The organism is Bacillus sp. 16GRE42 (genome assembly GCF_019837435.1).
Lineage (GTDB): Bacteria > Bacillota > Bacilli > Bacillales > Bacillaceae_G > Bacillus_A > Bacillus_A wiedmannii.
Genome location: NZ_JADAXF010000002.1, coordinates 448526 through 474709, shown reverse-complemented (window position 1 = coordinate 474709; position 26184 = coordinate 448526). Strand labels below are relative to the sequence as shown.

At 36.4% G+C, this 26184-nt stretch carries 25 protein-coding genes and 1 pseudogene; 17 read left to right on the top strand and 9 right to left on the bottom strand.

The annotated features are described in order from the left end of the window. Window positions 1-49 precede the first annotated feature (49 nt). Window positions 50-604: a DUF2777 domain-containing protein gene (locus tag ILS93_RS14765; protein WP_088047844.1), complete on the bottom strand. Its 555-nt coding sequence runs from the start codon at window positions 602-604 to the stop codon at window positions 50-52. Between the two features lie 239 nt (window positions 605-843). On the opposite strand from ILS93_RS14765, the gene asnB reads away from it, so the two are divergent. The 4 genes from asnB to ILS93_RS14745 all read left to right on the top strand — a co-directional run bounded on the left by asnB (window position 844) and on the right by ILS93_RS14745 (window position 5665). Then, on the top strand, window positions 844-2691 hold the full coding sequence (asnB, locus tag ILS93_RS14760) for an asparagine synthase (glutamine-hydrolyzing) (RefSeq protein ID WP_149173342.1): 1848 nt from the start codon (window positions 844-846) through the stop codon (window positions 2689-2691). 188 nt (window positions 2692-2879) lie between these two features. Further along, the gene (hemH, locus tag ILS93_RS14755) at window positions 2880-3839 is read left to right on the top strand and encodes a ferrochelatase (RefSeq protein ID WP_222660770.1); all 960 of its coding nucleotides are present in this window, start codon (window positions 2880-2882) and stop codon (window positions 3837-3839) included. A gap of 59 nt (window positions 3840-3898) precedes the next feature. Then, entirely contained in the window at window positions 3899-5365 is a 1467-nt protein-coding gene (gene katB / locus ILS93_RS14750; protein ID WP_064476830.1) for a catalase KatB, read from the top strand. A gap of 60 nt (window positions 5366-5425) precedes the next feature. After that, window positions 5426-5665 (top strand): hypothetical protein, encoded by a 240-nt coding sequence (locus tag ILS93_RS14745; RefSeq protein ID WP_154131399.1) that lies wholly within the window; start codon window positions 5426-5428, stop codon window positions 5663-5665. A gap of 165 nt (window positions 5666-5830) precedes the next feature. On the opposite strand, the gene ILS93_RS14740 is transcribed toward ILS93_RS14745, so the two are convergent. Next, window positions 5831-7063, bottom strand: coding sequence for an ammonium transporter (locus ILS93_RS14740; RefSeq protein WP_088047839.1), 1233 nt, complete (start codon window positions 7061-7063; stop codon window positions 5831-5833). 213 nt (window positions 7064-7276) lie between these two features. On the opposite strand from ILS93_RS14740, the gene ILS93_RS14735 reads away from it, so the two are divergent. The 3 genes and pseudogenes from ILS93_RS14735 (at window position 7277) to ILS93_RS14725 (ending at window position 11245) form a co-directional block, all read left to right on the top strand. Beyond that, a complete protein-coding gene (locus ILS93_RS14735) occupies window positions 7277-8590 on the top strand; it encodes an alpha-amylase family glycosyl hydrolase (RefSeq protein WP_088047837.1) in 1314 nt (437 codons plus the stop codon). A 213-nt stretch (window positions 8591-8803) separates the two neighbouring features. Further along, window positions 8804-9914 (top strand): annotated as a pseudogene (locus ILS93_RS14730) (RNA-guided endonuclease TnpB family protein). Between the two features lie 446 nt (window positions 9915-10360). Beyond that, on the top strand, window positions 10361-11245 hold the full coding sequence (locus tag ILS93_RS14725; RefSeq protein ID WP_088048320.1) for a helix-turn-helix domain-containing protein: 885 nt from the start codon (window positions 10361-10363) through the stop codon (window positions 11243-11245). Between the two features lie 861 nt (window positions 11246-12106). On the opposite strand, the gene ILS93_RS14720 is transcribed toward ILS93_RS14725, so the two are convergent. Further along, a complete protein-coding gene (locus ILS93_RS14720; RefSeq protein WP_061678717.1) occupies window positions 12107-12598 on the bottom strand; it encodes a YajQ family cyclic di-GMP-binding protein in 492 nt (163 codons plus the stop codon). Between the two features lie 237 nt (window positions 12599-12835). Here ILS93_RS14720 and ILS93_RS14715 point away from each other — a divergent pair, with 237 nt between their 5' ends. Then, complete coding sequence (locus ILS93_RS14715; RefSeq protein WP_064476825.1) at window positions 12836-13690, top strand: CvfB family protein; 855 nt, start codon at window positions 12836-12838, stop codon at window positions 13688-13690. A gap of 52 nt (window positions 13691-13742) precedes the next feature. Here the strand turns inward: ILS93_RS14715 and prsA are convergent, their stop codons facing one another. Next, on the bottom strand, window positions 13743-14600 hold the full coding sequence (gene prsA / locus ILS93_RS14710; RefSeq protein ID WP_064476824.1) for a peptidylprolyl isomerase PrsA: 858 nt from the start codon (window positions 14598-14600) through the stop codon (window positions 13743-13745). Between the two features lie 130 nt (window positions 14601-14730). Further along, on the bottom strand, window positions 14731-14862 hold the full coding sequence (locus ILS93_RS14705) for a DUF3941 domain-containing protein (protein WP_001120851.1): 132 nt from the start codon (window positions 14860-14862) through the stop codon (window positions 14731-14733). Window positions 14863-14962: 100 nt separating this feature from the next. Here ILS93_RS14705 and ILS93_RS14700 point away from each other — a divergent pair, with 100 nt between their 5' ends. After that, the gene (locus tag ILS93_RS14700) at window positions 14963-15820 is read left to right on the top strand and encodes a YitT family protein (RefSeq protein ID WP_064476823.1); all 858 of its coding nucleotides are present in this window, start codon (window positions 14963-14965) and stop codon (window positions 15818-15820) included. 25 nt (window positions 15821-15845) lie between these two features. Here the strand turns inward: ILS93_RS14700 and ILS93_RS14695 are convergent, their stop codons facing one another. From ILS93_RS14695 to ILS93_RS14685, 3 genes are all read right to left on the bottom strand, one after another. After that, a complete protein-coding gene (locus ILS93_RS14695) occupies window positions 15846-16043 on the bottom strand; it encodes a DUF3813 domain-containing protein (RefSeq protein ID WP_000527398.1) in 198 nt (65 codons plus the stop codon). Then, the gene (locus ILS93_RS14690; RefSeq protein ID WP_000516816.1) at window positions 16044-16184 is read right to left on the bottom strand and encodes a hypothetical protein; all 141 of its coding nucleotides are present in this window, start codon (window positions 16182-16184) and stop codon (window positions 16044-16046) included. A 105-nt stretch (window positions 16185-16289) separates the two neighbouring features. Beyond that, a complete protein-coding gene (locus ILS93_RS14685) occupies window positions 16290-17099 on the bottom strand; it encodes a Cof-type HAD-IIB family hydrolase (RefSeq protein ID WP_222660768.1) in 810 nt (269 codons plus the stop codon). Window positions 17100-17590: 491 nt separating this feature from the next. Here ILS93_RS14685 and ILS93_RS14680 point away from each other — a divergent pair, with 491 nt between their 5' ends. Further along, window positions 17591-17770, top strand: a complete 180-nt coding sequence (locus ILS93_RS14680) for a YjzC family protein (protein ID WP_000531420.1) — start codon at window positions 17591-17593, stop codon at window positions 17768-17770. A gap of 211 nt (window positions 17771-17981) precedes the next feature. Then, on the top strand, window positions 17982-20582 hold the full coding sequence (gene clpB, locus ILS93_RS14675; protein ID WP_222660766.1) for an ATP-dependent chaperone ClpB: 2601 nt from the start codon (window positions 17982-17984) through the stop codon (window positions 20580-20582). A 37-nt stretch (window positions 20583-20619) separates the two neighbouring features. On the opposite strand, the gene ILS93_RS14670 is transcribed toward clpB, so the two are convergent. Then, entirely contained in the window at window positions 20620-20802 is a 183-nt protein-coding gene (locus ILS93_RS14670; protein ID WP_001211113.1) for a YjzD family protein, read from the bottom strand. 156 nt (window positions 20803-20958) lie between these two features. Here ILS93_RS14670 and ILS93_RS14665 point away from each other — a divergent pair, with 156 nt between their 5' ends. The 6 genes from ILS93_RS14665 (at window position 20959) to ILS93_RS14640 (ending at window position 26154) form a co-directional block, all read left to right on the top strand. Further along, entirely contained in the window at window positions 20959-21693 is a 735-nt protein-coding gene (locus tag ILS93_RS14665) for a lipase family protein (protein WP_064476820.1), read from the top strand. Window positions 21694-21722: 29 nt separating this feature from the next. After that, entirely contained in the window at window positions 21723-22595 is an 873-nt protein-coding gene (locus tag ILS93_RS14660) for an NAD-dependent epimerase/dehydratase family protein (protein WP_141556093.1), read from the top strand. Between the two features lie 53 nt (window positions 22596-22648). Then, window positions 22649-22825 carry a ComZ family protein gene (locus tag ILS93_RS14655; protein WP_001986215.1) on the top strand — a complete coding sequence of 59 codons (177 nt, stop codon included), beginning with the start codon at window positions 22649-22651 and terminating at the stop codon, window positions 22823-22825. A 231-nt stretch (window positions 22826-23056) separates the two neighbouring features. Further along, window positions 23057-23989, top strand: coding sequence for a beta-ketoacyl-ACP synthase III (gene fabH / locus ILS93_RS14650; RefSeq protein WP_001100551.1), 933 nt, complete (start codon window positions 23057-23059; stop codon window positions 23987-23989). Between the two features lie 31 nt (window positions 23990-24020). Next, window positions 24021-25259 (top strand): beta-ketoacyl-ACP synthase II, encoded by a 1239-nt coding sequence (gene fabF, locus ILS93_RS14645; protein WP_000412643.1) that lies wholly within the window; start codon window positions 24021-24023, stop codon window positions 25257-25259. A gap of 106 nt (window positions 25260-25365) precedes the next feature. Further along, on the top strand, window positions 25366-26154 hold the full coding sequence (locus ILS93_RS14640) for a DUF2268 domain-containing putative Zn-dependent protease (protein WP_064476818.1): 789 nt from the start codon (window positions 25366-25368) through the stop codon (window positions 26152-26154). Window positions 26155-26184 lie beyond the last annotated feature (30 nt).

Here is a 26184-nt window from a genome sequence, read left to right as displayed (position 1 = left end):
AAACCACCTTATAATCTCAAATGTTTGGGAGATAAGGTGGTTTTTTATTTTAGGTCGCATCGATATGCAACTCTTCTCCGTTTACTTTCGTAAAACGAAACATGTTTTTATTTGACGTAGCGTGACGAACGAAATGGTGCTGCAGCGCACAAATCATCTCTTCGTTATCGAACAAAAGAATATTTACTCCTTCGCAAGCTTCCTCTTTCGGTAAGAAAGATAAATAATTATGACAATACATGCAATCATATAAAGAGTAGTGAAGCGATTGCAATGATTCGGTTAATAACGTAAAGACAGAGTCAGGTAATTCCTCGAGCCATTCCGTATAGCTAAGAAGTAATCTTTTTCGAATTCGTATCATTTCTCCGTTTTGCAAATGATGCTGTTCATTGGCGATTTGTAATACATCTTGTTCATAGAAACGAGCTGGTAGCCAGTTGTTGTTATATAAAATCTCAAAGCCATCTTCGGCAATATCTTCTAATAAAAATGCTTCATCATTTTCATCATCAAAGAACACCCATTCATTGTTTATATATTCTACATTACCGACTGTATGAGCGCGAGGCTGGTTATATAAAATATGGTTACGTTTTATCATACATGATTTCTCCTTTATGAAAAGTAGTTATTTCTGTTATAGACAGTTCGTGCATTCTTTATAACTAGACACACCTAGACATAGGTGGGCATACAATAAAACACGTTTTACTGAGTGAAAATGCTATTCCGTATGTGGATGGTAGGTTATCGTCAAGTTTTTCATTTTTTGATCCGCACCTCTAAGGGTGGGGATTACTGCTCGTTTAGGAAAAGAAATAAGATGGAAGGATGATTCGTATGTGCGGAATTACAGGATGGGTGGATTATAAACGCTCATTAGAAGGAGAACGGGACGTCGTTACGAAGATGGCTGAGACGTTAGCGAAACGTGGCCCAGATGATAATAAAGTTTGGATTAAAGGCAATGTCGCATTTGGGCATAAACGGTTAATCGTTGTTGATCCTGAGGGTGGTAAACAACCGATGACTTGTTTAAAAGATGAGACGAATTATGCAATTTGCTATAACGGTGAATTGTATAATACAGAAGATATTCGAAAGGAATTATTAAGAAGAGGATATACGTTCAAAGGTCATTCTGATACGGAGGTGCTATTAGCGTCGTATATTGAATGGAAAGAAGAATGTGTCGATCATTTAAACGGTATATATGCGTTTGCTGTATGGGATGAACAGAAAGAACAAGTATTTATTGCGCGAGATCGATTAGGTGTAAAACCGCTATTTTATAAATATGATAGTGGACGATTACTATTCGGTTCAGAGTTAAAAGCGATACTAGCGCATCCAGATGTGAAGGCGGAAGTAACGTTAGAAGGGTTATCTGAAATATTCGGTCTTGGGCCGTCTAGAACACCTGGTCATGGCATTTATGCTGGTATAAAAGAATTACGCCCAGGTCATGCGATGACATTTTCAAAGAACGGTTTATGTATATGGAGATATTGGAATGTAGAAAGCAAAAAACATGAAGACTCCTTTGAAGAAACAGTAGAGAAAACACGCTTTTTATTACAAGATGCGATTACAAGGCAGCTCGTTTCTGATGTACCACTATGTACTTTTCTATCAGGCGGTGTAGATTCGAGTGCAATTACAGCAATTGCTGCGAAAGAATACGCAAGGTCAGGAAAAGGGCAATTACACACATACTCTGTTGATTATGAAGATAATGACAAATACTTTAAAGCGAATGCGTTTCAGCCGAATTCAGATGCGCCATTTATTCATTTGATGACTGAGACGTTTCAAACAAACCATCATCGCTGCGTCATTTCAAATGAACAATTAGCACAGTATTTAACAGAAGCGGTACTCGTTCGTGATTTGCCTGGTATGGCAGATATCGATTCCTCATTATTATGGTTTTGCCGCGAAATTAAACAAGATTTTGTCGTCGGTTTATCTGGGGAATGTGCAGACGAAATATTTGGTGGTTATCCGTGGTTTTATAGAGAAGATGATTTACAATCGAGTGCATTTCCGTGGATGCGCTCTACAGAAGCGCGTGAACAACTGCTAAAGAAAGAATGGAGAAATAAATTAAACTTACAACAATATGTACAGCAGCGTTATGAAGAATCTATTCAAGAAGTTCCTGTTTTAGAGGGAGAAAGCCCAATTGAAGCAAAGAGACGACAATTATTTTACTTGAACATGGTATGGTTTATGACAACATTATTAGACAGAAAAGACCGTATGAGTATGGGGGCAAGCTTAGAAGTACGTGTTCCATTTGCGGATCACCGACTTGTCGAATATGCGTGGAATATTCCTTGGGAAATGAAAATGTATAAAAACCGCGAAAAAGGTCTATTGCGTAAAGCATTAGAAGGGTTACTTCCAAATGACATCTTATATAGAAAGAAGAGCCCATATCCGAAAACGCATAATCCGCACTATACGAAAGTGGTAACAGTATGGCTACAAGATTTATTAACGGATAAAGGATCAATTTTACACGAACTATTTGATAAAGAACAGCTGCGCGGATTAATTGAGTCAGGTGGTAGTGCATTTCAATCCCCTTGGTTCGGTCAATTAATGACTGGTCCGCAGCTTTTAGCTCATTTAGCGCAAATTCATGTTTGGTTTAAAGAGTATGGGGTAAATATTAAAGAATAGAAGAAAAGCGACTTACATAAAAGTAAGTCGCTTTTCTATTAAATAAATTGTCAAATAAAATTCAAAATCATATTAGAAAGAATACTTATTTAGAATAATTATTTTGACGTACTTATTATTAGTTGTTATAATTGGAAACAAATGTTCTTGAAAAAGATTCTCATTTATAAAATTGAGGTGTTATATAGATGACAAAGAAAAAAATAGGTTTACTCGTAATGGCGTATGGAACGCCAGAATCATTAGATGATGTAGAAGCATACTACACACATATTCGCCACGGGCGTAAACCTTCAGAAGAAGTGCTCCAAGACTTAATCGGGCGCTATAAAGCGATTGGCGGAATTTCACCACTTGCAAAAATTACGAAAGAGCAAGCGCATAAATTAACAGATGCAATGAATAATATGTTTACAGAGTATGAATTTACTTGTTATGTAGGCTTAAAACATATCGCTCCATTTATAGAAGATGCAGTAGAAGAGATGAAAGAAGATGGAATTGAGCAAGCGATTAGTATCGTATTAGCGCCGCATTATTCTACATTTAGCATTAAAGCGTATAATGACCGTGCTATTCGTCTTTCAAAAGAAATCGGTGGCCCTGTTATTGAACCAATTGAACAATGGTACGATGAACCGAAATTTATTTCCTATTGGGCAGATCAAATAAAAGAAACATTTACAAAGATTGAAGATAAAGAGAAAGCAGTCGTAATTTTTTCAGCACATAGTTTGCCAGAGAAAATTATTTCAGCAGGGGACCCTTATGTGAAGCAATTGCAGCATACAGCAGATTTAATTGCGGGGGCTGCCAATATTCAAAACTATACAACGGGTTGGCAAAGTGCCGGAAATACGCCTGATCCATGGATTGGTCCAGATGTGCAAGATTTAACGAGAGATTTATATGAAGAGCATGGATATGAATCTTTCATATATTGCCCAGTTGGCTTTGTCGCAGCGCATTTAGAAGTTTTATATGACAATGATTACGAATGTAAAGTTGTAACTGATGAGTTGAATTTGGCATATTTTAGACCAAATATGCCAAATTCACAACCTGTATTTATCGATTGTTTAGCTGAAGTTGTTTCCAAAAAAATGAAGGAAATAGTTGACAAGAATTTAGTTTTGAATAATAATTAGTTTATAATAATTTTAAATAAATAATAATTACTATGAAAGAAAGAGGAGGATCCCCCTAGATGAATCCAAATAATCGCTTAACAACAAACCAAGGTGCTCCAGTTGGAGACAACCAAAATTCTCGTACAGCAGGTCGCCGTGGACCGGTATTATTAGAAGACTATCATTTAGTAGAAAAACTGGCTCACTTTGATCGTGAACGTATTCCAGAGCGTGTTGTGCATGCACGTGGTGCAGGTGCTCACGGTGTATTCGTAACGAAAAACAGCATGAAGCAATATACGAAAGCAGCATTTTTACAAAATGAAGGAACTGAAACGCCTGTATTTGTTCGTTTCTCAACGGTTATTCATGGTCAAGGTTCTCCGGAAACAGCTCGTGATCCACGCGGGTTCGCTGTTAAATTTTATACAGAGGAAGGAAATTACGATATCGTAGGGAACCATCTACCGGTCTTTTTCATTCGTGATGCAATTAAATTCCCTGATATGGTGCATTCTTTAAAACCAGCACCTGATACAAATGTTCAAACACCAGATCGTTACTGGGACTTCATGACGTTAAGTCCGGAATCTACACATATGATGACGTGGGTATTTTCTGATTACGGTACACCAGCAAGCTATCGCGAAATGGAAGGTTTCGGTGTCCATTCATTTAAATGGATTAATGCAGAAGGTAAAATCGTCTATATTAAATATCACTGGAAACCACAGCAAAGTGTACGTAACTTAAGTGCAAAAGAAGTGCAAGAAGTACAAGGAAAAGACTTCAACCATGCAACTCGTGACTTGTTCGATGCAATCGAAAAAGGAAACTATCCGAAGTGGGATTTACACGTACAAGTGATGCAACTAGAGGAAACGGATTCTTTAGATTTCGATCCATTAGATCCGACGAAAGTATGGCCAGAAGATCGCTTCCCATTAATGGAAGTAGGGACGATGACGTTAAATCGTAACCCGAAAAACTTCTTCGCAGAAGTAGAACAAGTGGCATTTTCTCCAAGTGCAACTGTAAATGGTATTGAACCATCTGAAGATAAATTATTACAAGGTCGTTTATTCTCTTATCCAGATACACAGCGTTACCGTCTTGGTGCGAACTACTTACAAATTCCTGTAAACTGCCCGTACGCAGCTGTTCATAACCAACAACGTGATGGTGCGATGCAAATAAATCAAAATCCATCTACAATTAACTACGAACCGAGCCGTCATACTGAAAATCCAGTTGAAGACCCGACTTACCGCGATTCAACTATGAAAGTAGAAGGTTATGTATCTCGTGAAAAAATTGACAAACCAAATGATTTCAAACAAGCAGGTGAGCGTTATCGTTCATTCTCTAAAGAAGAGCAAGACAATTTAATTGCAAACTTAACAAATGACTTAAAAGACGTAAATGAGCGCACGAAATTACTAGCTATTTGTAACTTCTTCCGTGCAGATCACGATTACGGAATGCGTTTAGCACAATCTTTAAATGTTGATATTACGCAATATGTGGGAAATGCTCCGAAATAAATAGGAAAAGACGACTGTTAAGCGGTCGTCTTTTTATTTGTAGTGTTTGCTATTATAAAAATGTTTATAGCGATTGGGAAACAAGGTGATGAGCGCGCTGCGTTTATAAAAAATAAAGCGATGGCTGAGACGTTTCAAATTGCGATGGGGCTAATGGTACTTGAGGTGATTCCTTTTATTTATCATCGTTTTAATGCAACGGTAGGAATACTGTTTAATCCAGTTCGCTTTTTAGCTGTAATAGCGATTGCGTTTCTTATTATATTAAGTTTGAATAAAAGTAAGTATGGTGATTCGTAAGTTATACCGGAATATTCTTCAGTTTCGTCATGTCGGAATTTATTGGTAAATCGATATATTTAAAAAATCGTCGATATATTCACTGGAATACTAGGTGGGGTATCTAACGCTGACAAGTACAATAAAAAGAGATGCAATCTACTACTAATAGACTGCATCTCTTTTTTAGTTCACCCGCTCAGTGTACTCGTAAGCTTTCTCTCCGTGCATCGAAATATCAAGTCCCATATGTTCTTCGTGTTCATCTACCCGAACAGGGAGGAAGAAGTTAATTATTTTAATAATGGCATACGTCATGATGATCGTGAATGCATATGTTGCGCCGATTGCTACCAGTTGTTTGAACAGTAAAGCGGCGTTTCCGTAAAATAATCCGTTCGCGCCATCACTGTTTACAGCAGTAGTTGCAAATAGTCCTGTTGCAATACCGCCCCAAGTTCCGCCGATACCGTGGCATCCGAATGCATCAAGTGTATCGTCGTATCCGCATTTCATTTTTAAGAAGAAGACTGCGCCGAAGCATAATACGCCGCCAATTGCTCCGATAAGAAGAGCGGAGAAAGGTGTAACGAACCCGCAAGCTGGTGTAATAGCGACTAGACCGGAAACTACACCACAAGCAGCTCCCATCGCAGTCGGTTTTGATTGGAAGAACCATTCTGAAAGCATCCAAGTTAATGCAGAGGCAGCAGCGGCTATATTTGTATTAATAAATGCAGTTAAAGCTACGTCGTTTAAAGATAATGCACTTCCGACGTTAAAACCGAACCAGCCGAACCATAGTAAGCCTGCGCCTAACATTGTGAATGGTAAATGGTGAGGAGAAGTACCGTTTATATTTTTTCGTTTTCCAAGAAAAATGGCTAATACAAGGCCGGCCACGCCAGATGTAATATGAACGACGTTACCACCAGCGAAGTCTAACGCGCCAAGTTCTCTTAGCCATCCACCAACGCTCCATACCCAATGAGCGACAGGATTGTAAACGATTGTTGTCCATAGAAGGATGAAAATAAGGAAAGCAGAAAATCGCATTCTTTCGGCGAATGCACCTGAAATTAAAGCGGGAGTTAAAATAGCGAACATGAGTTGGAACATCATAAATAAATTGTGAGGAATAGTAGATGAGTAGTCTGGATTTGGTGCGTAGGTAACGCCGTTTAAACCGAACCAATCGAGTGTACCGATAAGTCCGTGCCAGTCTGGTCCGAATGATAAAGAATAGCCGATCACAATCCACTGAATCGAAACGATAGCCATTGCGCTATAGCTATGCATTGTCGTACTGAGTACGTTTTTACTGCGAACCATGCCCCCGTAAAAAAGTGCCAATCCTGGTGTCATTAACATGACCATTACTGTCGTTACAAACATAAAAACCGTATCCCCCATATTCATTCTCTCTCCTCCTATAATGTTAGAAATAATAACATCAACTTGTTATGTTTCATATCATATTCGAAATGAAATGAAAAATCAACTAAAAATTCAGAAAAATTTATACTTCATGTTAGGAAATCTAACATGAAGTATTTTGAGGAGAAAGAAATCAACATATGCGATTTGTTCGGAAAATTGGTATAATATTCTTACAATTAAAAAACATGGGGGATGCGTGTGGGAAAAATACGGACTAGGAAACTATTCATTTGTTTTTGTTTAGCTGTCGTCTTATTTGTACCAATACATACGTTTGCAGACGAAAAAAGAGAGTGGAGAGACGAAGTTATATATTCCATTATGATTGATCGCTTTAATAATGGAGAACCGAAAAATGACAAGCAGTTAGAAGTTGGTAATTTAGAAGGATATCAGGGCGGAGATATAAGAGGGACTATAAAAAGACTGGATTACATAAAAGAAATGGGCTTTACCGCTGTTATGCTTTCTCCACTTTTTGAAAGTGGAAAGTACGATGGGTTAGACGTGCACAATTTTCAAAAGGTAAATGAACATTTTGGAACAGAAAATGATGTGAAAGAATTTGTACAAGAAGCGCACGCAAAAGGAATAAAAGTTGTACTTCAATTTCCGCTTGGAGAAAACGAACAACAAGTCATTGACGCGATGAAATGGTGGATCAAAGAAGTTGATTTAGATGGAAGCTATGTGATGCATAGTGAAAAAATGTCGCGTTCTTTCTGGGATGACGTGCAAAAAGATATGCAAGCGATAAAGAAAGATTTTCGTATTATGACAGAGGAAGATAGTGAATATAACGAAAAAATAGTAGAATCTTTTTCTAAAGTGGATGTATCGGTGAAACCTTTATATGATGTGAGTAAAAAAGAAGGGGAATCCGTTACATTTTTAGATAATCAAGATACAAAAAGGTTTGCCCGTATTGCAAAAGAGAATATGAATTATCCGCCATCTCGTTTGAAACTAGCTCTTACATATTTATTAACAGCACCAGGCATTCCGAATTTTTATTACGGGACTGAAATTGCATTAGATGGAGGAGATACACCGGATAATAGACGATTAATGGATTTCAAATCAGATGAGAAATTTATGCAACACATAACGAAACTCGGTGAACTGAGACAAACGAGACCGTCTTTACGACGCGGTACGTTTGAGCTTTTGTATGATAAAGATGGAATGAGTGTACTAAAACGAAAGTATAAAGATGAAGTGACAGTAGTAGCGATTAATAATACGAAAGAAACACAAAAAGTTGCTTTACCTGTAAGTGTGATTGGTGAAAAACAAGAGTTAAAAGGATTGTTAGAAGATGAAATTATAAGAGAAGAAAAAGGAAAGTTTTATCTCGTTCTAAAGCGCGAAGAATCAAATGTGTATAAAGTTAATGGAGAAACAGGTGTGAATTGGTTATTTATCTCTTTAATCGTCGGTGTGAACGTATTGTTTATTGCGTTTTTAACATATATCCGAAAGAAGTCTCCTTCCTCAGGCGCGTGAAAGACGATAGTCTAGCGGCAGGTGGGAGATGAATTTCGGTTTGGCGTAGCCAAACATTTGGTTTTCCTATTTATTTTGCCTCTGATATAATCAGTCTTATAAGAGGGGAATTTTGGTATAACAATGAAAGTAGATAATAATCTTGTAGTGTTCAGGTTGTGTGATCACCGTCATAGCTTATGGAAAATGAAGCGGAAAATGAGGTGAATGGATATGCCAAAGCAGAATAAGGCGTATAAATTTCGTCTGTACCCAACAGAAGAACAAGCACATCTCATACGAAAAACATTCGGGTGTGTACGTTTTGTGTATAACAAAATGCTGGCTGAACGAATAGAAGTATATGAAAAATATAAAGAGGACAAGGAAGAACTAAAGAAAAAAAATCCCTACTCCTGCAAAATATAAGACAGAATATGAATGGTTGAAAGAAGTTGATTCATTGGCATTGGCCAACGCGCAATTAAACTTGCAAACTGCGTATAAGAATTTTTTTAGTGGTCAAAGTGATTTTCCTACATTCAAAAGTAAAAAGAGTAGAAAATCCTATACAACGAATCGAGTAAACGGAAATATTATGTTATTTCATGGTTATATCAAATTACCAAAGTTGAAAATGGTGAAACTGAAGCAACATAGAGAAATCCCGCCAAACCATATCATCAAATCGTGTACGATTTCGATGACACCTACTGGTAAATACTATGTGTCCATCTTGACTGAATATGAAAAAGAGATTGTACAAAAAGAAGTACAAACTGTAGTTGGATTAGACTTCGCAATGGCTGAATTGTATGTGAGTAGCGAAGATGAGAAAGCCAATTATCCTCGCTTTTATCGTCAGATGTTAGAGAAATTAGCGAAGGCACAACGAGTATTAGCAAGACGTGTGAAAGGTTCAGAGCGCTGGAAGAAACAACGCATTCATGTAGCGAAATTGCATGAAAAGGTCGCCAATCAACGTAAAAATTTTCTTCATCATAAGTCTAAAGAATTAGCTACGAGTTTTGACGTTGTAGCAATCGAAGACTTACATATGAAAGGAATGTCACGAGCATTTAGATTTGGTAAGAGTGTAGCGGACAACGGTTGGAGGATGTTCACGACATTTTTAGCATATAAGCTACAAGAACAAGGGAAACAGCTTGTAAAAATAGATAAATGGTTTCCTTCTACAAAGATGTGTAGTAATTGTGGAAATAAAAAAGAAATGCCATTATGTGAACGCATGTATGCGTGTTTGTGTGGACTCACAATTGGCCGTGATTATAATGCAGCGATCAATATCAAAAAGGAAGCCATTCGCTTATTAGTGTTGGCATAAATAGTAACAAAATAACCTTTGGAACAAGGGAGTTAGCTCGGCTGTCCTAGGACAAATTCGTTAGCTATCAAAAGTAGCGATGAACCGAGAAGCCCCCCACTCGGGGTAAGCTCGTAAGAGGTATTAAGTGGTGGGTAGTTCACTTGCGGTTAAAAAGAGACGGAAATGAGTCGCGTTGTTCTTTAGTAGCTCGTCTTCAGTTTAAGGTAAGGCGTTGCTTTTAAGGAGTATGAAAAGGCCTCTAATGAGAGGTATTCCCAGGCTAGGGAGAAAACTTTCTCCCTAGCCTGTTTTTGTGTGGAGTGCTATCGCCTTGAAATGCAGCTGAGCAAAGAAGTGAAAAGACCTATAGAACAAACAACAATTGCAACTATACTAATTTTACATTACATTAAAGGGTGAAAAATATTCTGATACTCATTGAGAGCTATATTTGAGGAGGAAAAATGGAATTTTACGATTTGGGTATTACCATTAAAGAACTTAGAATGAAAAAAAATATATCACAATCCGAATTATGTCATGGAATATGTTCACAAAGTCAAATTAGCAAGATCGAAAAAGGTGTGATTTATCCATCTAGCATATTGTTATATCAATTATCAGAAAGACTTGGTATTGATCCAAATAATATATTTGCACTAACTCAAAACAAAAAATTTAAATATATAGAAAATGTAAAATGCGTAATGAAGGATTGCATAAGACAACATCAATATAAAGAGCTTTATGAAATAGTAACAAAAGAAAAAAACTTAAATAATTTTCGAATAAAAGAAGATAAACAATTTCTAATATGGCATGAAGCAATTGCTATATATCGTGTGAATAACTCAATAAAAACGGCTTTAACTCTTTTAAATAATGCATTAAAAATAACTGTAACGAATATTGATTTTTTAACAGAGAGAGAAATAGATATTATGCAGACAATGGCTATATTTCATGCAGAAAATAAAGAATATAAAGAGAGTATTAATATATTAAAAAGATGTTTAAATAATTTTAATAAGCTAGATTTTCCTAGAGATAAAGAAATTAAATTAAAAATCATTTATAATTTAGCAAAATGTTTAAGTTACACATATCAATACGAAGAAGCAAAAAAATACATTGATAAGGGTATCAAATTAGCTATTAATCTAAATACTTTATACTTATTGGGTGAACTATACTATGAAAAAGGTTCGAATTTATTAAAGCTTAAACAATCTAATAAAGAAAAAGTTGCTAATAACATGAAAAAAGCGTTATTTATATTTGAATTAACAAAAAACGAAAAAAAATTACAAATAATTAAAGAAGAATATTTCGAAAAACATAATTGCTAAATAAATACTTATAGTACAATAAAACCCACAGGAAAAGTTCCCGTAGGTTTTACACTTATAAACCTCTTAATATTTTTTATAAACTTGATTCTAAAATATTATTACTTAATATGAATTTTTGAATGAAAGTTTACTTAACGTACTTTTTATTTTGAAATCTGCATCCTTATTAACACCTTATACTTCTTTTCCTTCCATATTACAATTAAGATGGTTCAAGTAAGAGGAAGGCAACTTAAAGTGTTTTTTTATGACCTTTATCATCAACTATTTAGTGCTTCTTTAAATTATTACATAACATAGGTTTTTTGTACCAAGCTTTGTGAATGCAATTAGATTTATCCTTTAGTGTAGTCATATTATTAGAACATCCTTTAATATTTAGAGAGAATATAGCCAATAAAAAACATATTATTAATTTCTTCAAATAACCACTTCTAACTCTTTTATAATTAACTTTTTTTCACAAAATAAGATCCCTTATTAATTTTACATTACATTGAAGGGTGGAAAATATTCTTATACTCATAAATTGTTACGCTTGATTAGGGAGAGAGATTTTGGTTTATGGAGGTAGTTGTGGTGACTTTGGTTTGGGATTCAATTGATAAGGAAAGTGATTCAAGTTGAAGGGAAACGTCCTAAGAAGTCTTTTCCTTATTTTTAAAAGGGCATGCTCAATTCCATTTATAAAAAAATTCTACAATGAGACCTAGTCTAACTACGCGGTCACCTGTAAGGTATTCGTATGAATAGACTCTGTTCGCTCAGTAATTTTCACCGCAAATACCCTCTTGTCCTTGTCATATTGTTCCTATATGACAAAAAGAAAAACTCCTCTAATTAGAGGAGTTTTTCTTTTTAGCGGTAGTTAATAAATTGTACGTCAATCGGTAAGTCAGCGCTGCGAACTGCTGCGATAACTGCTTGTAAGTCATCACGGCTTTTCGCTGTAACACGTACTTGGTCATCTTGTACTTGTGTTTTTACTTTTAATTTCATTTCTTTAATGATGTTGTTAATTTTTTTCGCGTTATCTTTATCGATACCTTGTTGAAGTGTTGCGCGTTGGCGAACAGTGTTACCAGTCGCTGCTTCAACTTTTCCGTAATCCAAGTTTTTAATTGGAACGTTACGTTTTACAAGTTTAGCAATTAGAACGTCTTTTACTTGGTCTAATTTGAACTCATCGTCAGAAGTTAAAACTAGTACTTCTTTTTCTAATTTAATATCACTTTTACTTCCTTTAAAGTCATATCGGTTTTGGATTTCCTTTAATGCGATGTTAATTGCGTTTGTTACTTCAGGTAATTCTACTTTCGAAACGATGTCAAAAGAACTCTCTTTTGCCATAGTTAGCACCTCCAAATAAATTTCTAATCTTTTTATGTACTGTACATACTAAAGTATAGCTGAAAACGAGTCTGGACTTAAGTGTTTTCATACTTATATTTATGTAACCTCATTTTATTATAGTGAATTTTGGGCAGTTGGACAAATAAAGGAAAAATCGTGTTATAATTAACTTTTGTTTGGAATGATAAAAATATAAAAAGTTAATTTTATATATATAGAAGGGAATTAAAAAATATGTATTTACAATTAGGAGCGATTGAACAGGTAACTGTTTTACGCGAAACGGAAATCGGATATATGGTTGGGAATGAAGAAGAAGAAATTTTCCTACATAAAAACGAATTAGTTGGGGAAATTGAAGAAGGCGATACGATTGATGTATTCTTATACCTTGATCATCAAAATCGTGTTTCAGCAACAATGAAGGAGCCACTTATTACAACTTTTGATTGGAACTGGGTAAAAGTTGTAGAAGTTATCCCTAGTTTAGGTGTGTTTGTTGATATTGGTGTATCAAAAGATATACTAATCCCAGCTGACGAGTTCCCAATTTATATGCCAGTATGGCCTGAAGTTGGAGACGAATTATATTGCACGTTAAAATTAACGAATCGTGATCGACTTATCGCTCTTCCGGCAAGAGACAGTGATATGCAAGAGATTATCGTAGATGCGACACCATCTATGCGTAATAAAAACGTAAATGGACGTGTGTATCGTTCACTTCAAGTTGGTTCATTCATACTAACTGATGAGCATTTCCGTGCTTTCTTACACCATACTGAAAGAAAAGAACAAGTCCGCATCGGTGAACGTGTAACGGGCCGTATTATTGACGTGAAAGATGACGGTACAATTAACATTTCACTTCTTCCTCGTAAAGAAGAAGGAATGGAAGATGATGCTGCTGTAATTTATGCATATATGGAAGAACGAGGCGGAGCAATGCCGTTTTGGGATAAGAGCCACCCAGAAGACATTAAAGAACGCTTCAACATGAGTAAAGCTGCATTTAAGCGCGCGCTTGGTAAGTTGATGAAAGAAGAAAAGATTTATCAAGAAGAAGGTTGGACGTATTTTAAGAAGTAAATTAAATAAAAAGCACCGCCTTATTTTGCTGTAAAAATAAGGCGGTGCTTTTTTAATTCTCTTGCTCATGCGCAAGAGTAAACGTATCTTTCAAGTCACTATCATTTATTTTAATATTTGCCTTTTTTAATTCTTTTTGTAGTAATTTGTGACTAAATGTAGGATCGGCAATACGTTCTTCTTCTAAGTTTTTACGAATAGAGTCTTTCACTTCATCATAGGGCTTTAACTCTTTTTTATCAGTTAATTTAATAATATGATAACCGTTTGTTGATTTAACGGGATTGCTAATTTGTCCGACTTTTAGTTTATAGGCCGCTGTTTCAAATTCAGGCGCCATTCTGCCTGAATTGAAGTATCCAAGGTCTCCGTCTTTTTCTTTTGATAGTAGATCTTGCGATTCTTGTTTTGCTAGTTCTTCAAATGAAGCACCAGCATCTAATTTTTTCTTTATTTCTTTCGCTTCATTTTCGTCACTTACTAAAATGTGACTCGCTTTAATTTCTGGTTTATAGTGATCTTTCACGTCTTTTTCTGTAACACTTTTCTTAATCGCTTCATTCATAGCAAGTTTGAACTTAATTTGATTTTTGAAATCAGCTTCATCTTTTAAACGATTGTTTTCTAGTACTGCTGTGAATTGATCCCCGTATTGATTTTTCGCTTTTTGTACTTCTTTATCTACATCATCGTCAGATACTTTATATTTTTTCGTGATAACGTCTTGTGCCATCATTTCGTATAGCATGTCTTTTCCGTAACGATCTTTCAACTGTTTTTCGAAGTCGCTCTTCGTAATGGTTGAGTCTGTTGCCGTAGCGACTGTAGCTGAGCTATTTTTTTGTCCGCAAGCAGCTAGCATTAATATACTTATTAGTGCAGTAATAATGAAAATGTGTTTCCCTCTCATGCCAACACCTCATCCGAATATGTTATCGCTATTGTAGAATATAGAAGTGAACATGAAGTGAATTTTTAATGTTTTTTCCTGTGAAATGTAAAAAAAAGTACATCAACAATACTGTTGATGTACGATGGAATCAAAGGTGATCGGTCTTTTTAGAATAGGCACGTTTCCCTTGCTGAATATTTTTTTGTTCTTGCTCATTTTTTTGCGTACGCTTTGCGTTATTATCGCGTGCCTTTTTGTCGTTATCACTCGTATGTGGCATATGTATCAACTCCATTTCTAAACGTTGTACGTTTATCATTTCCTTTTTCGTAAAGACTATGTATAGCAGTGCATTCATGAATAATAAAGGTGGATTAGAAATGGATTTGAAGTTGAATTATACCGAACTTATAAAGAAGTTAATCGTTGTAATCGTCGCTGGTTTGTTAAACGCGATTGGAATGAATTTATTTTTAACGCCAGCGAAAGTGTACGCGAGTGGCTTTGCGGGATTATCTCAATTGTTATCACAAATATTAGGTGACTTTTTATCTATTCACATATCAACGGGGGTGTTGTTTAGTTTGTTTAATATTCCCGTCGTTATTTTAGCGTGGAAAAAGGTTGGAAAGGCCTTTACTTTCTTTAGTTTTCTTTGCGTTATATTTATGACTTTGTTTCTAGAAATTATCCCGGTTAGGGCGGTTTCGAACGATATCATATTGAATGCGATTTTTGGCGGGATTATTTCAGCGATTGGAGTAGGAATTGCGTTGAAGTGGGGGGCTTCTACAGGTGGTTTAGATATTATCGCCATGATTTTATCAAAGATTAAAGACAAGCCTGTCGGTACGTACTTTTTCTTCTTTAATGCACTGATCATTATCGCCGCTGGCTATGTGTATGGATGGGAAAAAGCATTATATACTTTGGTGACTTTGTATGTTTCAACTCGAATTATCGATGCGATTCATACGCGGCATGTGAAGATTACAGCATTAATCGTTACGAAGAATGGGACAGATGTACGAAAGGCGATTCATTCACGCTTAGTGAGGGGGATTACAACTATCCCAGCAACAGGTGCTTATACAAATGAAAATAAGGAAATGTTAATGATTGTTATTACTCGTTATGAACTGTATGAATTAGAGAGGGTTATTAAACAAGTGGACCCAGGTGCATTTACAAACGTACTGCAAACGGTCGGGGTGTTTGGATTATTTCGAAAAGATTAAAGAGGACCAAAGCTGGTCCTCTTTTTTAATGTAAATTCGTAATGTTTTGCAACTGCTCTTGCATTTCGCGTAGCTGAACTTTTTCAGCTGTTGAAGAGTTTGCATAAGCAGAGTGCAAAGCATTTTTTGCCCTATATACGAGATCTTGTTGCTCAGTACCGCTTGAACAAGATACGGCATTTGCAACGGCATCTCTAGCTTGTTGGAATAGTAAGTTCCCCATTTAAACCCCTCCAAAAGAAGAGTTACTTCTCGCTTTTTCTGCCTCAGCTAATGTACCTCTGTACGGGAATCTTGCATCATGCTTCATAACAGCATCGGCTCCTTGTTGGATAAAACGTTTTGATTTGTTCTTTTTACCCATTCGAAAAACCCCCTTTATTTAGCTGAAAACAATCGACGCGCTGACTTTTGCGTCTAATAATAGTATGAGCGTTTGGCGAGAAACTATAAGCAGGGAATTTTTAGATTATAATCCAAGAACCTCTTCTAAATATAGCGCAATACCATCTTCTTCATTCGTTAATGTCGTATGATTTGCGAGTGATTTTAATTCAGGAATTGCATTACCCATTGCGATGCCATGACCAGCAAATTCAATCATTTCAAAATCGTTATCTTCATCACCGAAAGCGATAATTCGTTCTTGTGGAATGTTGTAATGACTAGAAATTTTTTGTAATCCGACAGCTTTATTTAACCCGCTTTTCACAATTTCAATAATTGGCCAAGGTGCGCCCCATTTTCTATGGTCGATTACTTCAGCGTGCATATCAGTTAAATGTTGACGAATTGCACTAGAATGCTCATCATGTGCGTCAATTAATAAGCAAGTTGGATGATCGTTTAAAGTATTTAATAAGTCTCCTGTAAAAATCTTTGGAGAACCGAATTCGAAAATATGTTTTTTATCTTCATCAATTTCACGAACATACACATCATCTATTACTTCAGCGTATATATTTTTCACGCCAAAATCAAAGCAAGCTCGGACAATTTCTTGGGCTGTTGCTAGCTCAAGGGGAGAGTGATGTGTTCCCCACTTTGAATCAAGAGGATGATGTACGTAAGCGCCGTTAAAGTTTACGATTGGTGTATTCAGACCAAGTTCTTTATAGTAATCAAAACTAGCACGGAATGGACGCCCTGTTGAAATAACGACAATATGTCCTTGTTCCTTTGCTTTTGCAATTGTATGTTTCGTTCGAGTGGAAATTATTTTGTTGTCTGTCAATAAAGTGCCGTCTAAGTCTAATGCGATTAAATGCTGTTTATTCATAATTTCACCTCTTATAATAATTTTTTTGTTTCTATCTGTATTTCCGTTTTTAATATGCAGAAATAAGAGGTTAAACTGGGTGAGAACACCAAAGATGGAAAGTTCACTATATATCCATCTTACGTCGCAAAGTGCTACGGTGTCTACTATTTCTCGCTGGAAATTAGGGAAAGTCAACATCTTTTTAGAAAGTTCAAACAATGTTTCTTTCATTATGTACAAATTGTGAAAAGGGTTACATTGCTCGTATGATGAGGCTTATAATGAACATGTAATCTTCTCGTATATGTTTGACTCTCCTTTGAAGCTGGCCTATAGTAGGTTGGTTTCTTTTTTTCTACAAATAGGAAAGAAATCCCTTCCTAAGCTTGTGTCATTCATGTATATGTACAAGAACGAAATGTAGTACTTGTTTCCTAAACATGACAGAAAAGCTTTCTTTTAAAATGGATATACTAATGAGGCAAAGACGTCATGGAAGGAGAATGGAAATGGGACAAAATCGCAGGTTTCGTTCTGGACAAAAAGCGCCAAACGATGGTATTTACGTAGAAATTGGTGAAACAGGAAGTATGGTAAAAGATCCGCAAATGGTGAAATTAACTGCTGGTGAAAAGTTTCCAGATAACGCGAATCATAACCGTCAGTGGACATATAAAAGAAAACCGTAACAGAAGCCGCAATCATTATTGCGGCTTTTTTGTCGTTACAAATTATAATTTCATTTACCGTATATTTTTCAACTGTATAATGAATGTTCCTTTTTTCTTTTTCCAATAATAAGTTTGAAAATACATAAGCAAAATTATTGTATAAAAAAGTCAGTTGGCGTATAATCAAATCAAAGGTCAAAGAAAGTCAAACATTTGGAGGACTGTAAAGATGGACTTAAATCAAATGACAACAAAAACACAAGAGGCGATTATGAGTGCTCAATCTTTAGCGGTATCTCATCATCATCAAGAAGTAGATACTGTTCATCTCTTGTTTACATTATTAGAAGAGCAAGATGGGTTAGCGGTACGTATTTTTCAAAAAATGAATGTCGATATAGAAGCGTTAAAGAAAGGCGCTGAAAGTTTAATTAAGAAAAAACCTTCTGTAACGGGAAGCGGTGCAGAAGCAGGGAAATTATATATAACAGGTGCTCTGCAACAACTACTTGTAAGAGCAGGAAAAGAAGCAGAGAAATTGCAGGATGACTACATTTCAGTTGAACATGTACTGCTTGCTTTTTCTGAAGAAAAAGGCGATATAAATCAATTACTTACAAGATTTCATATTACGAAAGATAACTTATTACAGTCTTTAATGACAGTTCGGGGGAATCAAAGAGTGACTAGTCAAAATCCAGAAGCAACTTATGAAGCGTTAGAAAAATATGGTCGTGATTTAGTGGCGGAAGTGAGAGCAGGGAAAATTGATCCTGTTATCGGTCGAGATAGTGAGATTCGACGTGTAATCCGTATTCTTTCACGTAAAACGAAAAACAACCCGGTTTTAATTGGTGAACCCGGTGTTGGTAAAACAGCAATCGTTGAAGGATTAGCACAGCGTATTGTGAAGAAGGATGTACCAGAAGGATTAAAAGATAGAACAATCTTCGCATTAGATATGAGTGCGCTTGTAGCTGGAGCGAAATTCCGTGGTGAGTTTGAAGAGCGTCTGCAAGCTGTATTAAATGAGATTAAAAAGAGCGAAGGACGCATTTTATTATTCATTGATGAACTTCACACAATCGTCGGCGCTGGTAAAACAGAAGGTGCGATGGACGCAGGAAATATGTTAAAACCGATGCTTGCGCGTGGTGAACTGCATTGTATCGGGGCGACAACGTTAGATGAGTATCGTAAATATATTGAGAAAGATCCAGCGCTAGAAAGACGTTTCCAACAAGTATTAGCAGAAGAACCAACTGTTGAAGATACAATTTCGATTTTACGTGGTTTAAAAGAGCGTTTTGAAATTTATCACGGTGTAAATATTCATGACCGCGCGATTGTAGCAGCATCCGTTTTATCAGATCGATATATTTCGGATCGTTTCTTACCAGATAAAGCGATCGATCTTGTTGACGAAGCGTGCGCAACGATTCGAACAGAAATTGATTCTATGCCAACAGAATTAGATGAAGTAACGCGTCGTATTATGCAGCTAGAAATTGAAGAAGCGGCTCTTGGAAAAGAGAAGGACTTTGGTAGCCAAGAACGCCTGAAAACGTTGCAACGTGAATTATCGGATTTAAAAGAAGTTGCAAGTGGTATGAGAGCGAAATGGGAGAAAGAAAAAGAAGACATTCATAAAGTGCGTGACTTACGTGAACATTTAGAACGCTTGCGCCGTGAGTTAGAAGAAGCAGAAGGAAATTACGATTTAAATAAAGCAGCAGAACTTCGTCACGGGAAAATTCCAGCTATCGAAAAAGAATTAAAAGAAGTAGAAGAAATGGGCGCACATAATAAACAGGAAAATCGTTTATTACGTGAGGAAGTAAGTGAAGAAGAGATTGCGGATATTGTTTCACGCTGGACTGGTATTCCTGTCGCAAAACTCGTTGAAGGGGAACGCGAGAAATTACTACGCTTAGAGCAAATTTTATCAGAGCGTGTTATCGGTCAAGAAGAAGCGGTAAGCCTTGTATCAGACGCAGTTCTTCGTGCGCGCGCTGGTATTAAAGATCCGAATCGTCCAATTGGTTCATTTATTTTCTTAGGACCGACAGGTGTTGGTAAAACTGAGCTTGCAAAAACATTAGCACAAACGTTATTTGACAGTGAAGAGCAAATGATTCGTATCGACATGTCTGAGTATATGGAGAAACACGCTGTGTCACGCTTAATTGGTGCGCCTCCTGGATATGTTGGATATGAAGAGGGCGGTCAATTAACAGAAGCGGTAAGACGTAAACCGTATTCAGTTATTTTGTTAGATGAAATCGAAAAAGCACATCCAGAAGTATTCAACATTTTATTACAAATGTTAGATGATGGACGCATTACAGATTCTCAAGGACGTACAGTAGACTTTAAAAACACGGTTATTATTATGACTTCAAATATAGGATCTGCTCATTTGTTAGATGGATTAGAAGCAGATGGCTCCATTAAAGAGGAATCAAGAGAACTTGTAATGGGGCAATTAAGAGGACATTTCCGACCAGAGTTTTTAAACCGTGTCGATGAAATTATTTTATTCAAACCTCTTACAACGAATGAAATTAAAGGTATTGTTGATAAAATTGTAAAAGAATTACAAGGTCGTTTAGCTGACCGTCATATTACGGTAGAATTAACAGACGCAGCGAGAGAGTTTGTTGTAGAAGCTGGCTTTGATCCGATGTACGGAGCTCGTCCATTAAAACGATATGTACAGCGTCAAGTTGAGACGAAATTAGCACGAGAATTAATTGCAGGAACGATTACTGATAACAGTCACGTAGTTGTTGATGTAGAAAATAACGAATTAGTCGTTCATGTAAAGTAAAATAAAAAAGAGTTCGGATAAAATCCGGACTCTTTTTTTAGTGTTGTTCTACTGGCTCGTTTGGAATTGTAGCTGAAATTGCTAGTACTAATACCGCAAGAACAACTGAGAAAATAGACGCTTGGTTAAAATCGTATGTACCGCCAGTCATAGAGCCGATTACGTAGCTCATCATATGTACAAGCGCGAACGACCAAATTAATGCCCAAATGAAACGCATATTTTACACCTCTATTCGTTCAATCTGTCCTTATTGTAACACAATTGAAAAAAGAATATAGAAAAATATTTGTAGATTTTTCAACGCAAATTTGCATTCCGTTCATACATTATAGAAGAGTACTTTTATACGTTTAGAAAATAAGGCGGGGGAAAAATGAGTATTACGGAACGTTTTTTTTATTTAGAAAAAGAACCATGTGTCATTTATTTACCGGAGAAGCCAAATGGGTTTTCTGTTATGCTTCTCGGTGATTACAACTACTTTATTGAGAATGGTACAAGTTTATGGACACAGCATGCAGGAAGGTCTTATTTTTTACATGGCCTTATTGCGGAAGGCTATACGGTCTTTTCCTCTAATTTATATGGAAGACATTGGGGAAACGACCAATCTATTCGTCTAGCAAAACGCTTATATGACGTTGTTTTGAGAAAAGAGACATTAAATGCGAAAATGCACATTATGGCAGATGGTATGGGTGCACTTGTAGCACTTGAAATGATGAACAAATACCCTGAATGTATACGCTCTGTCATTATGTTAAATCCGTGTTTAGATTTACCAGAATATGTGGAGTTTGAAAAAGAGCATAAGTTTTTTTACAAAAGATTAGTGAAGGAGTTAAGTTTGGCGTATGATTCCAAAGAAGAAGAATTAGAATCTAAAATAAATAAGAAATCATTTACGCTTCTTCCGTCTTGTGTACCTGTTAAAGTTTTCGTATCAACACAAGAAAAAAGAGGAAGAAAACAGTTGTTACGTAAATATGAGAAAATGAGGCAATTCAATCAATGCGATACTTCTGTCTTATTCCATCTGCAAGATGTGAAATATAAAATGGTTAGGCAAACGACTGATTTCTTTAAAAAATATGAAGAAGAATTGTGAAGCTCCCATATACATAAATGAGGAGCTATTTGTTTCAAGGAGAAAGGGTTGGTGGTATGGAGCGCGTGCTAATTATTGGTGCACTTACGTTTGTAGGTTATCACCTTGTGAATAAAATGATTGCAGAAGAAGTAGAAGTGTACGGTCTTGATTTTGATGAATTCGAGAACATGACAAAAATTAATGAAGAGAAGTTATTGTTGATTGGACGAAATGCGTTATTTACGTATTATTCGATAAGAGATGAAGATGGATGGAGATCAGTAGAAGGAGAGAAGTTCGATACGGTTTACTTTTGCTTGTATGAGCCAAATCAACAAAGTGGCTTTCGGAATGAAAGAGTTATATTACAGTATTTAAAGCGGATTATAAGACTGTGTGCAGAACAGAAAGTAAAGTTAAATCTAATTTCTTCTATTGAAGTAGGAAACGCAGATGAATCTGAAAGTAAACGTTTATTTTCGAAAGTGGAAGAAGGATTGAAAAAAGGAGAGGCACCATATAGTGTATTTCGAGTTCCTACATTATATGGGCCATGGCAACCATCTTTTATGATGTATCATCAGCTCATTTTATCAGAACTGGATGAGAAAGAGTGCTATTATGCGAGTGAGGAAAATGGAAGTGATCTATTGTACGTGGAAGATGTATGTGAATACTTATGGGAAAATGGAATGAACGAGGAGCATCTCGGCATATACAATTTACTTAGTGGTAAAAAGTCATTATGGAAAAAAGGTATGAACCTTTTACGTGCAGCGGATAAAGTGCATAAAAAGAGCGAGGAAGAAAGAGATGATACTGTCGAGGTTATTTCGATAAAAAGAAATACTCCGTTAGAATACGGTTTAAATAAACAATTGGCACATATGAAAAAATATAAAGAGTTATACGAAGGATAGCGAGCGTGTTACACTATGTATGTGAAAGTTTTAATGGAGAGGAAGAACATAATATGAATGAGAAAAGCATGCAATTTTTACAAATCGCAATGAAGCATTTACCAGAAGCAAAGGCCATTTTAGATGATAATGGAATTGCGCTTGATATGGAGAAAGCACAACCAGTATTAGAGTTATTGATGAAAGTTATGAACGAAGCATATGAGCTTGGGAAAGCAGATAAAGAATAAAACCTTCTTTTTTGGAAGGGAAGAGAGGCTCGAACCGCGGATAGAAGCGGTTCGGGCCTTTTTATATTTCAAAAGAAACAGGAAAGGTATGTTTCTGTTTCTTTTAATAAACAATAAAGTGAATAATGCTGGATTTATGTTTGAGCTGAAATATATTCTAGACAAAAATACATTTATGTTTTAAAATTAGTACCAAGTCATAATAATTGATATAAAACGGAGGGCTGCGATGTGAACGTGGGCATTTTAGGAATCGGAAGATATGTGCCAGAAAAAGTAGTCACAAATCACGATTTAGAGAAAATCGTAGATACATCTGATGAATGGATTCGTACGAGAACGGGAATTGCAGAAAGACGCATTGCCGATGATACAATAGATACTTCATATATGGCGGTAGAGGCTTCTAAAAAAGCACTTGAAGATGCCGGGATTAGCGGAGAGGATATCGATCTGATTTTAGTGGCAACAGTAACACCAGATCGGGCATTCCCAGCAGTAGCTTGTGTCATTCAAGAAGCCATTGGCGCAAAACACGCAGCCGCAATGGATTTAAGTGCAGCGTGTGCTGGTTTTATGTACGGAATGATTACAGCGCAGCAATTTATTCAAACGGGAACTTATAAAAATGTATTAGTAGTTGGTAGTGATAAACTATCTAAAATTGTAGACTGGAATGATCGAAATACAGCAGTACTATTTGGAGATGGAGCCGGTGCTATCGTAATGGGGGCTGTTTCAGAAGGAAGAGGCGTTCTATCTTTCGAATTAGGAGCAGACGGAAGTGGCGGTAAGCATCTTTATCAAGACGAGTATGTTATGATGAACGGCAGAGAAGTCTTTAAATTTGCTGTTCGCCAACTTGGTGATTCCTGTCTTCGCGTGTTAGAAAAAGCGGGACTTACGAAAGAGGATGTGGATTTTTTAGTACCACATCAAGCGAATATTCGTATTATGGAATCTGCAAGAGAGAGATTAAATTTACCACAAGAAAAAATGAGTATGACAATTGAAAAGTTTGGTAATACATCAGCTTCTTCAATTCCAATTGCAATGGTAGAGGAATTGCAAAATGGACGTATTCAAGATGGTGATTTAATTATACTTGTTGGTTTCGGTGGCGGATTAACATGGGGAGCAGTTGCTCTTCGTTGGGGTAAATAAGGACTGAGAGAAAAAAAGGAGTGTATTTTGTATGGAGAAAAAGAGGGTCGTAATTACAGGACTAGGAGCTGTTACACCGATCGGAACAGATGTTGAAACAGCGTGGGAAAACATTAAAAAGGGTGTATCTGGAATCGGACGACTTACAAGAATTGATCCGGAACTATTTCCAGCAAAAGTAGCAGCAGAAATTAACGACTTTGAAGTCGAGAAATATATTGATAAAAAAGAAGCGCGCCGTATGGATCGCTTTACACAATATGCAGTAGCAGCAGCGAAAATGGCAGTTGCAGATGCAAAGCTTGAAATTACAGAAGAAAACGGACCTCGAATTGGTGTATGGATTGGTTCTGGTATTGGCGGTATGGAAACATACGAAGAACAATTTAAGATTTTTACTGAGAAAGGTCCGCGCCGCGTGAGTCCATTCTTCGTACCGATGATGATTCCAGATATGGCAGCAGGTCAAGTATCGATCGCAACAGGAGCAAAAGGAATTAACACTTGCTCTGTAACAGCTTGTGCATCTGGTGCAAACTCAATTGGTGATGCATTTAAAGCAATTCAGCGTGGTGATGCTGATGCAATGATAACAGGTGGAGCTGAAGCGCCGTTAACAAGTATGGCATTTGCAGGATTTAGTTCAGCGAAAGCATTAACATTTAATGAAGATCCAGCAACAGCTTGCCGTCCATTTGATAAAAACCGTAGCGGTTTCGTAATGGGTGAAGGTTCAGGTATTTTAATTCTTGAAGAATTAGAGCATGCATTAGCTCGTGGTGCTCACATTTATGCGGAAATCGCTGGTTACGGTGCAACTGGTGATGCATTCCATATTACAATGCCGGCTCCTGGTGGTGAAGGCGGCGTGCGTGCAATGCGTCAAGCTTTAGCAGATGCAGGTCTACAGCCAGAAGATATTGATTACATTAATGCGCACGGTACAAGTACGGATGCGAATGAAAAGTATGAAACGATGGCAATTAAAGAAACGTTCGGTGAGCATGCGTACAAAGTAGCAATTAGCTCAACGAAATCAATGACAGGTCACTTATTAGGAGCAGCTGGTGCTGTTGAAGCGATCTTCTCAATTAAATCAATTACAGACGGAGTAATCCCTCCAACAATTAACTATGAAACACCAGATCCAGAATGTGACTTAGATTACGTACCAAATAAAGCGAGACAACAAGAAGTAAATGCAGTATTAAGTAACTCACTAGGATTCGGTGGTCATAACGCAGTATTAGTATTTAAATCGTATAAATAATAGATGAAATAAGGAGTTTTTTCGTAGCATATTACGAAAAAACTCCTTATTTATTTTTACGCCTTTTTCTCCTTTTGCATATACATAAGAAAAAGGAGGGATAAAGATGGGGATTATTGAAACTGCTGAGTGGTTACATCTATATTATGGACGACCAGAAAAGCTGTGTGAAAAGTTTACGAAGTATATCCCGTTGCCAAAAGAAAGGTTGTATCGCTTTTTAATTTCTAAAGGTATGTACCGCCCAGTTATACGAGGAGAACAAGAAGTTAAAGAGTTAGAGAAAAAGGAAGTTTGGAAAGAGTTACGTACGGAGTATGAGAAACTGAAAACCTGGTTAAACGGTCCAGATGTCCCTGTCTTTATTTTATTATCAGATTCCTATAATCGAACTGTACAAGAAGAGTATAACGGTAGGGCTGGATTATCTATGCGTCACGTTATTTTCTTATTCGTATGTGGACGGAATTCGGTGGAAGAATTAAAGGTGTTATTGGCGCATGAATATCATCACATATGCAGGTTACATCAAATTGAGACGAAAGAAACAGAATATACATTACTTGATACGATGATTATGGAAGGGCTAGCTGAGCAAGCGGTAACGGAAAGATATTCAGAAAAAAACAATGCACCGTGGACGATGTATCTTTCAAAAGAAGAGGCTATTTATTATTGGAAAAATGTTGTACATGAAAGAATAAGTATAAAACGAGGAACAAGGGAGCACGACATCTTATTAAATGGATTTCACTCTTATCCAAAGATGCTTGGCTATGCGCTTGGATTTCATATTGTTAAAGATTGTGTAACATTGGAAGGAGAAGATACACTTTCTTTATTATCTATAGATGCAAAAGAAATATTGAATAAAGCAAATACATTTCATATATAAAAAACAGGAGCTCTATTTCCTGTTTTTTTA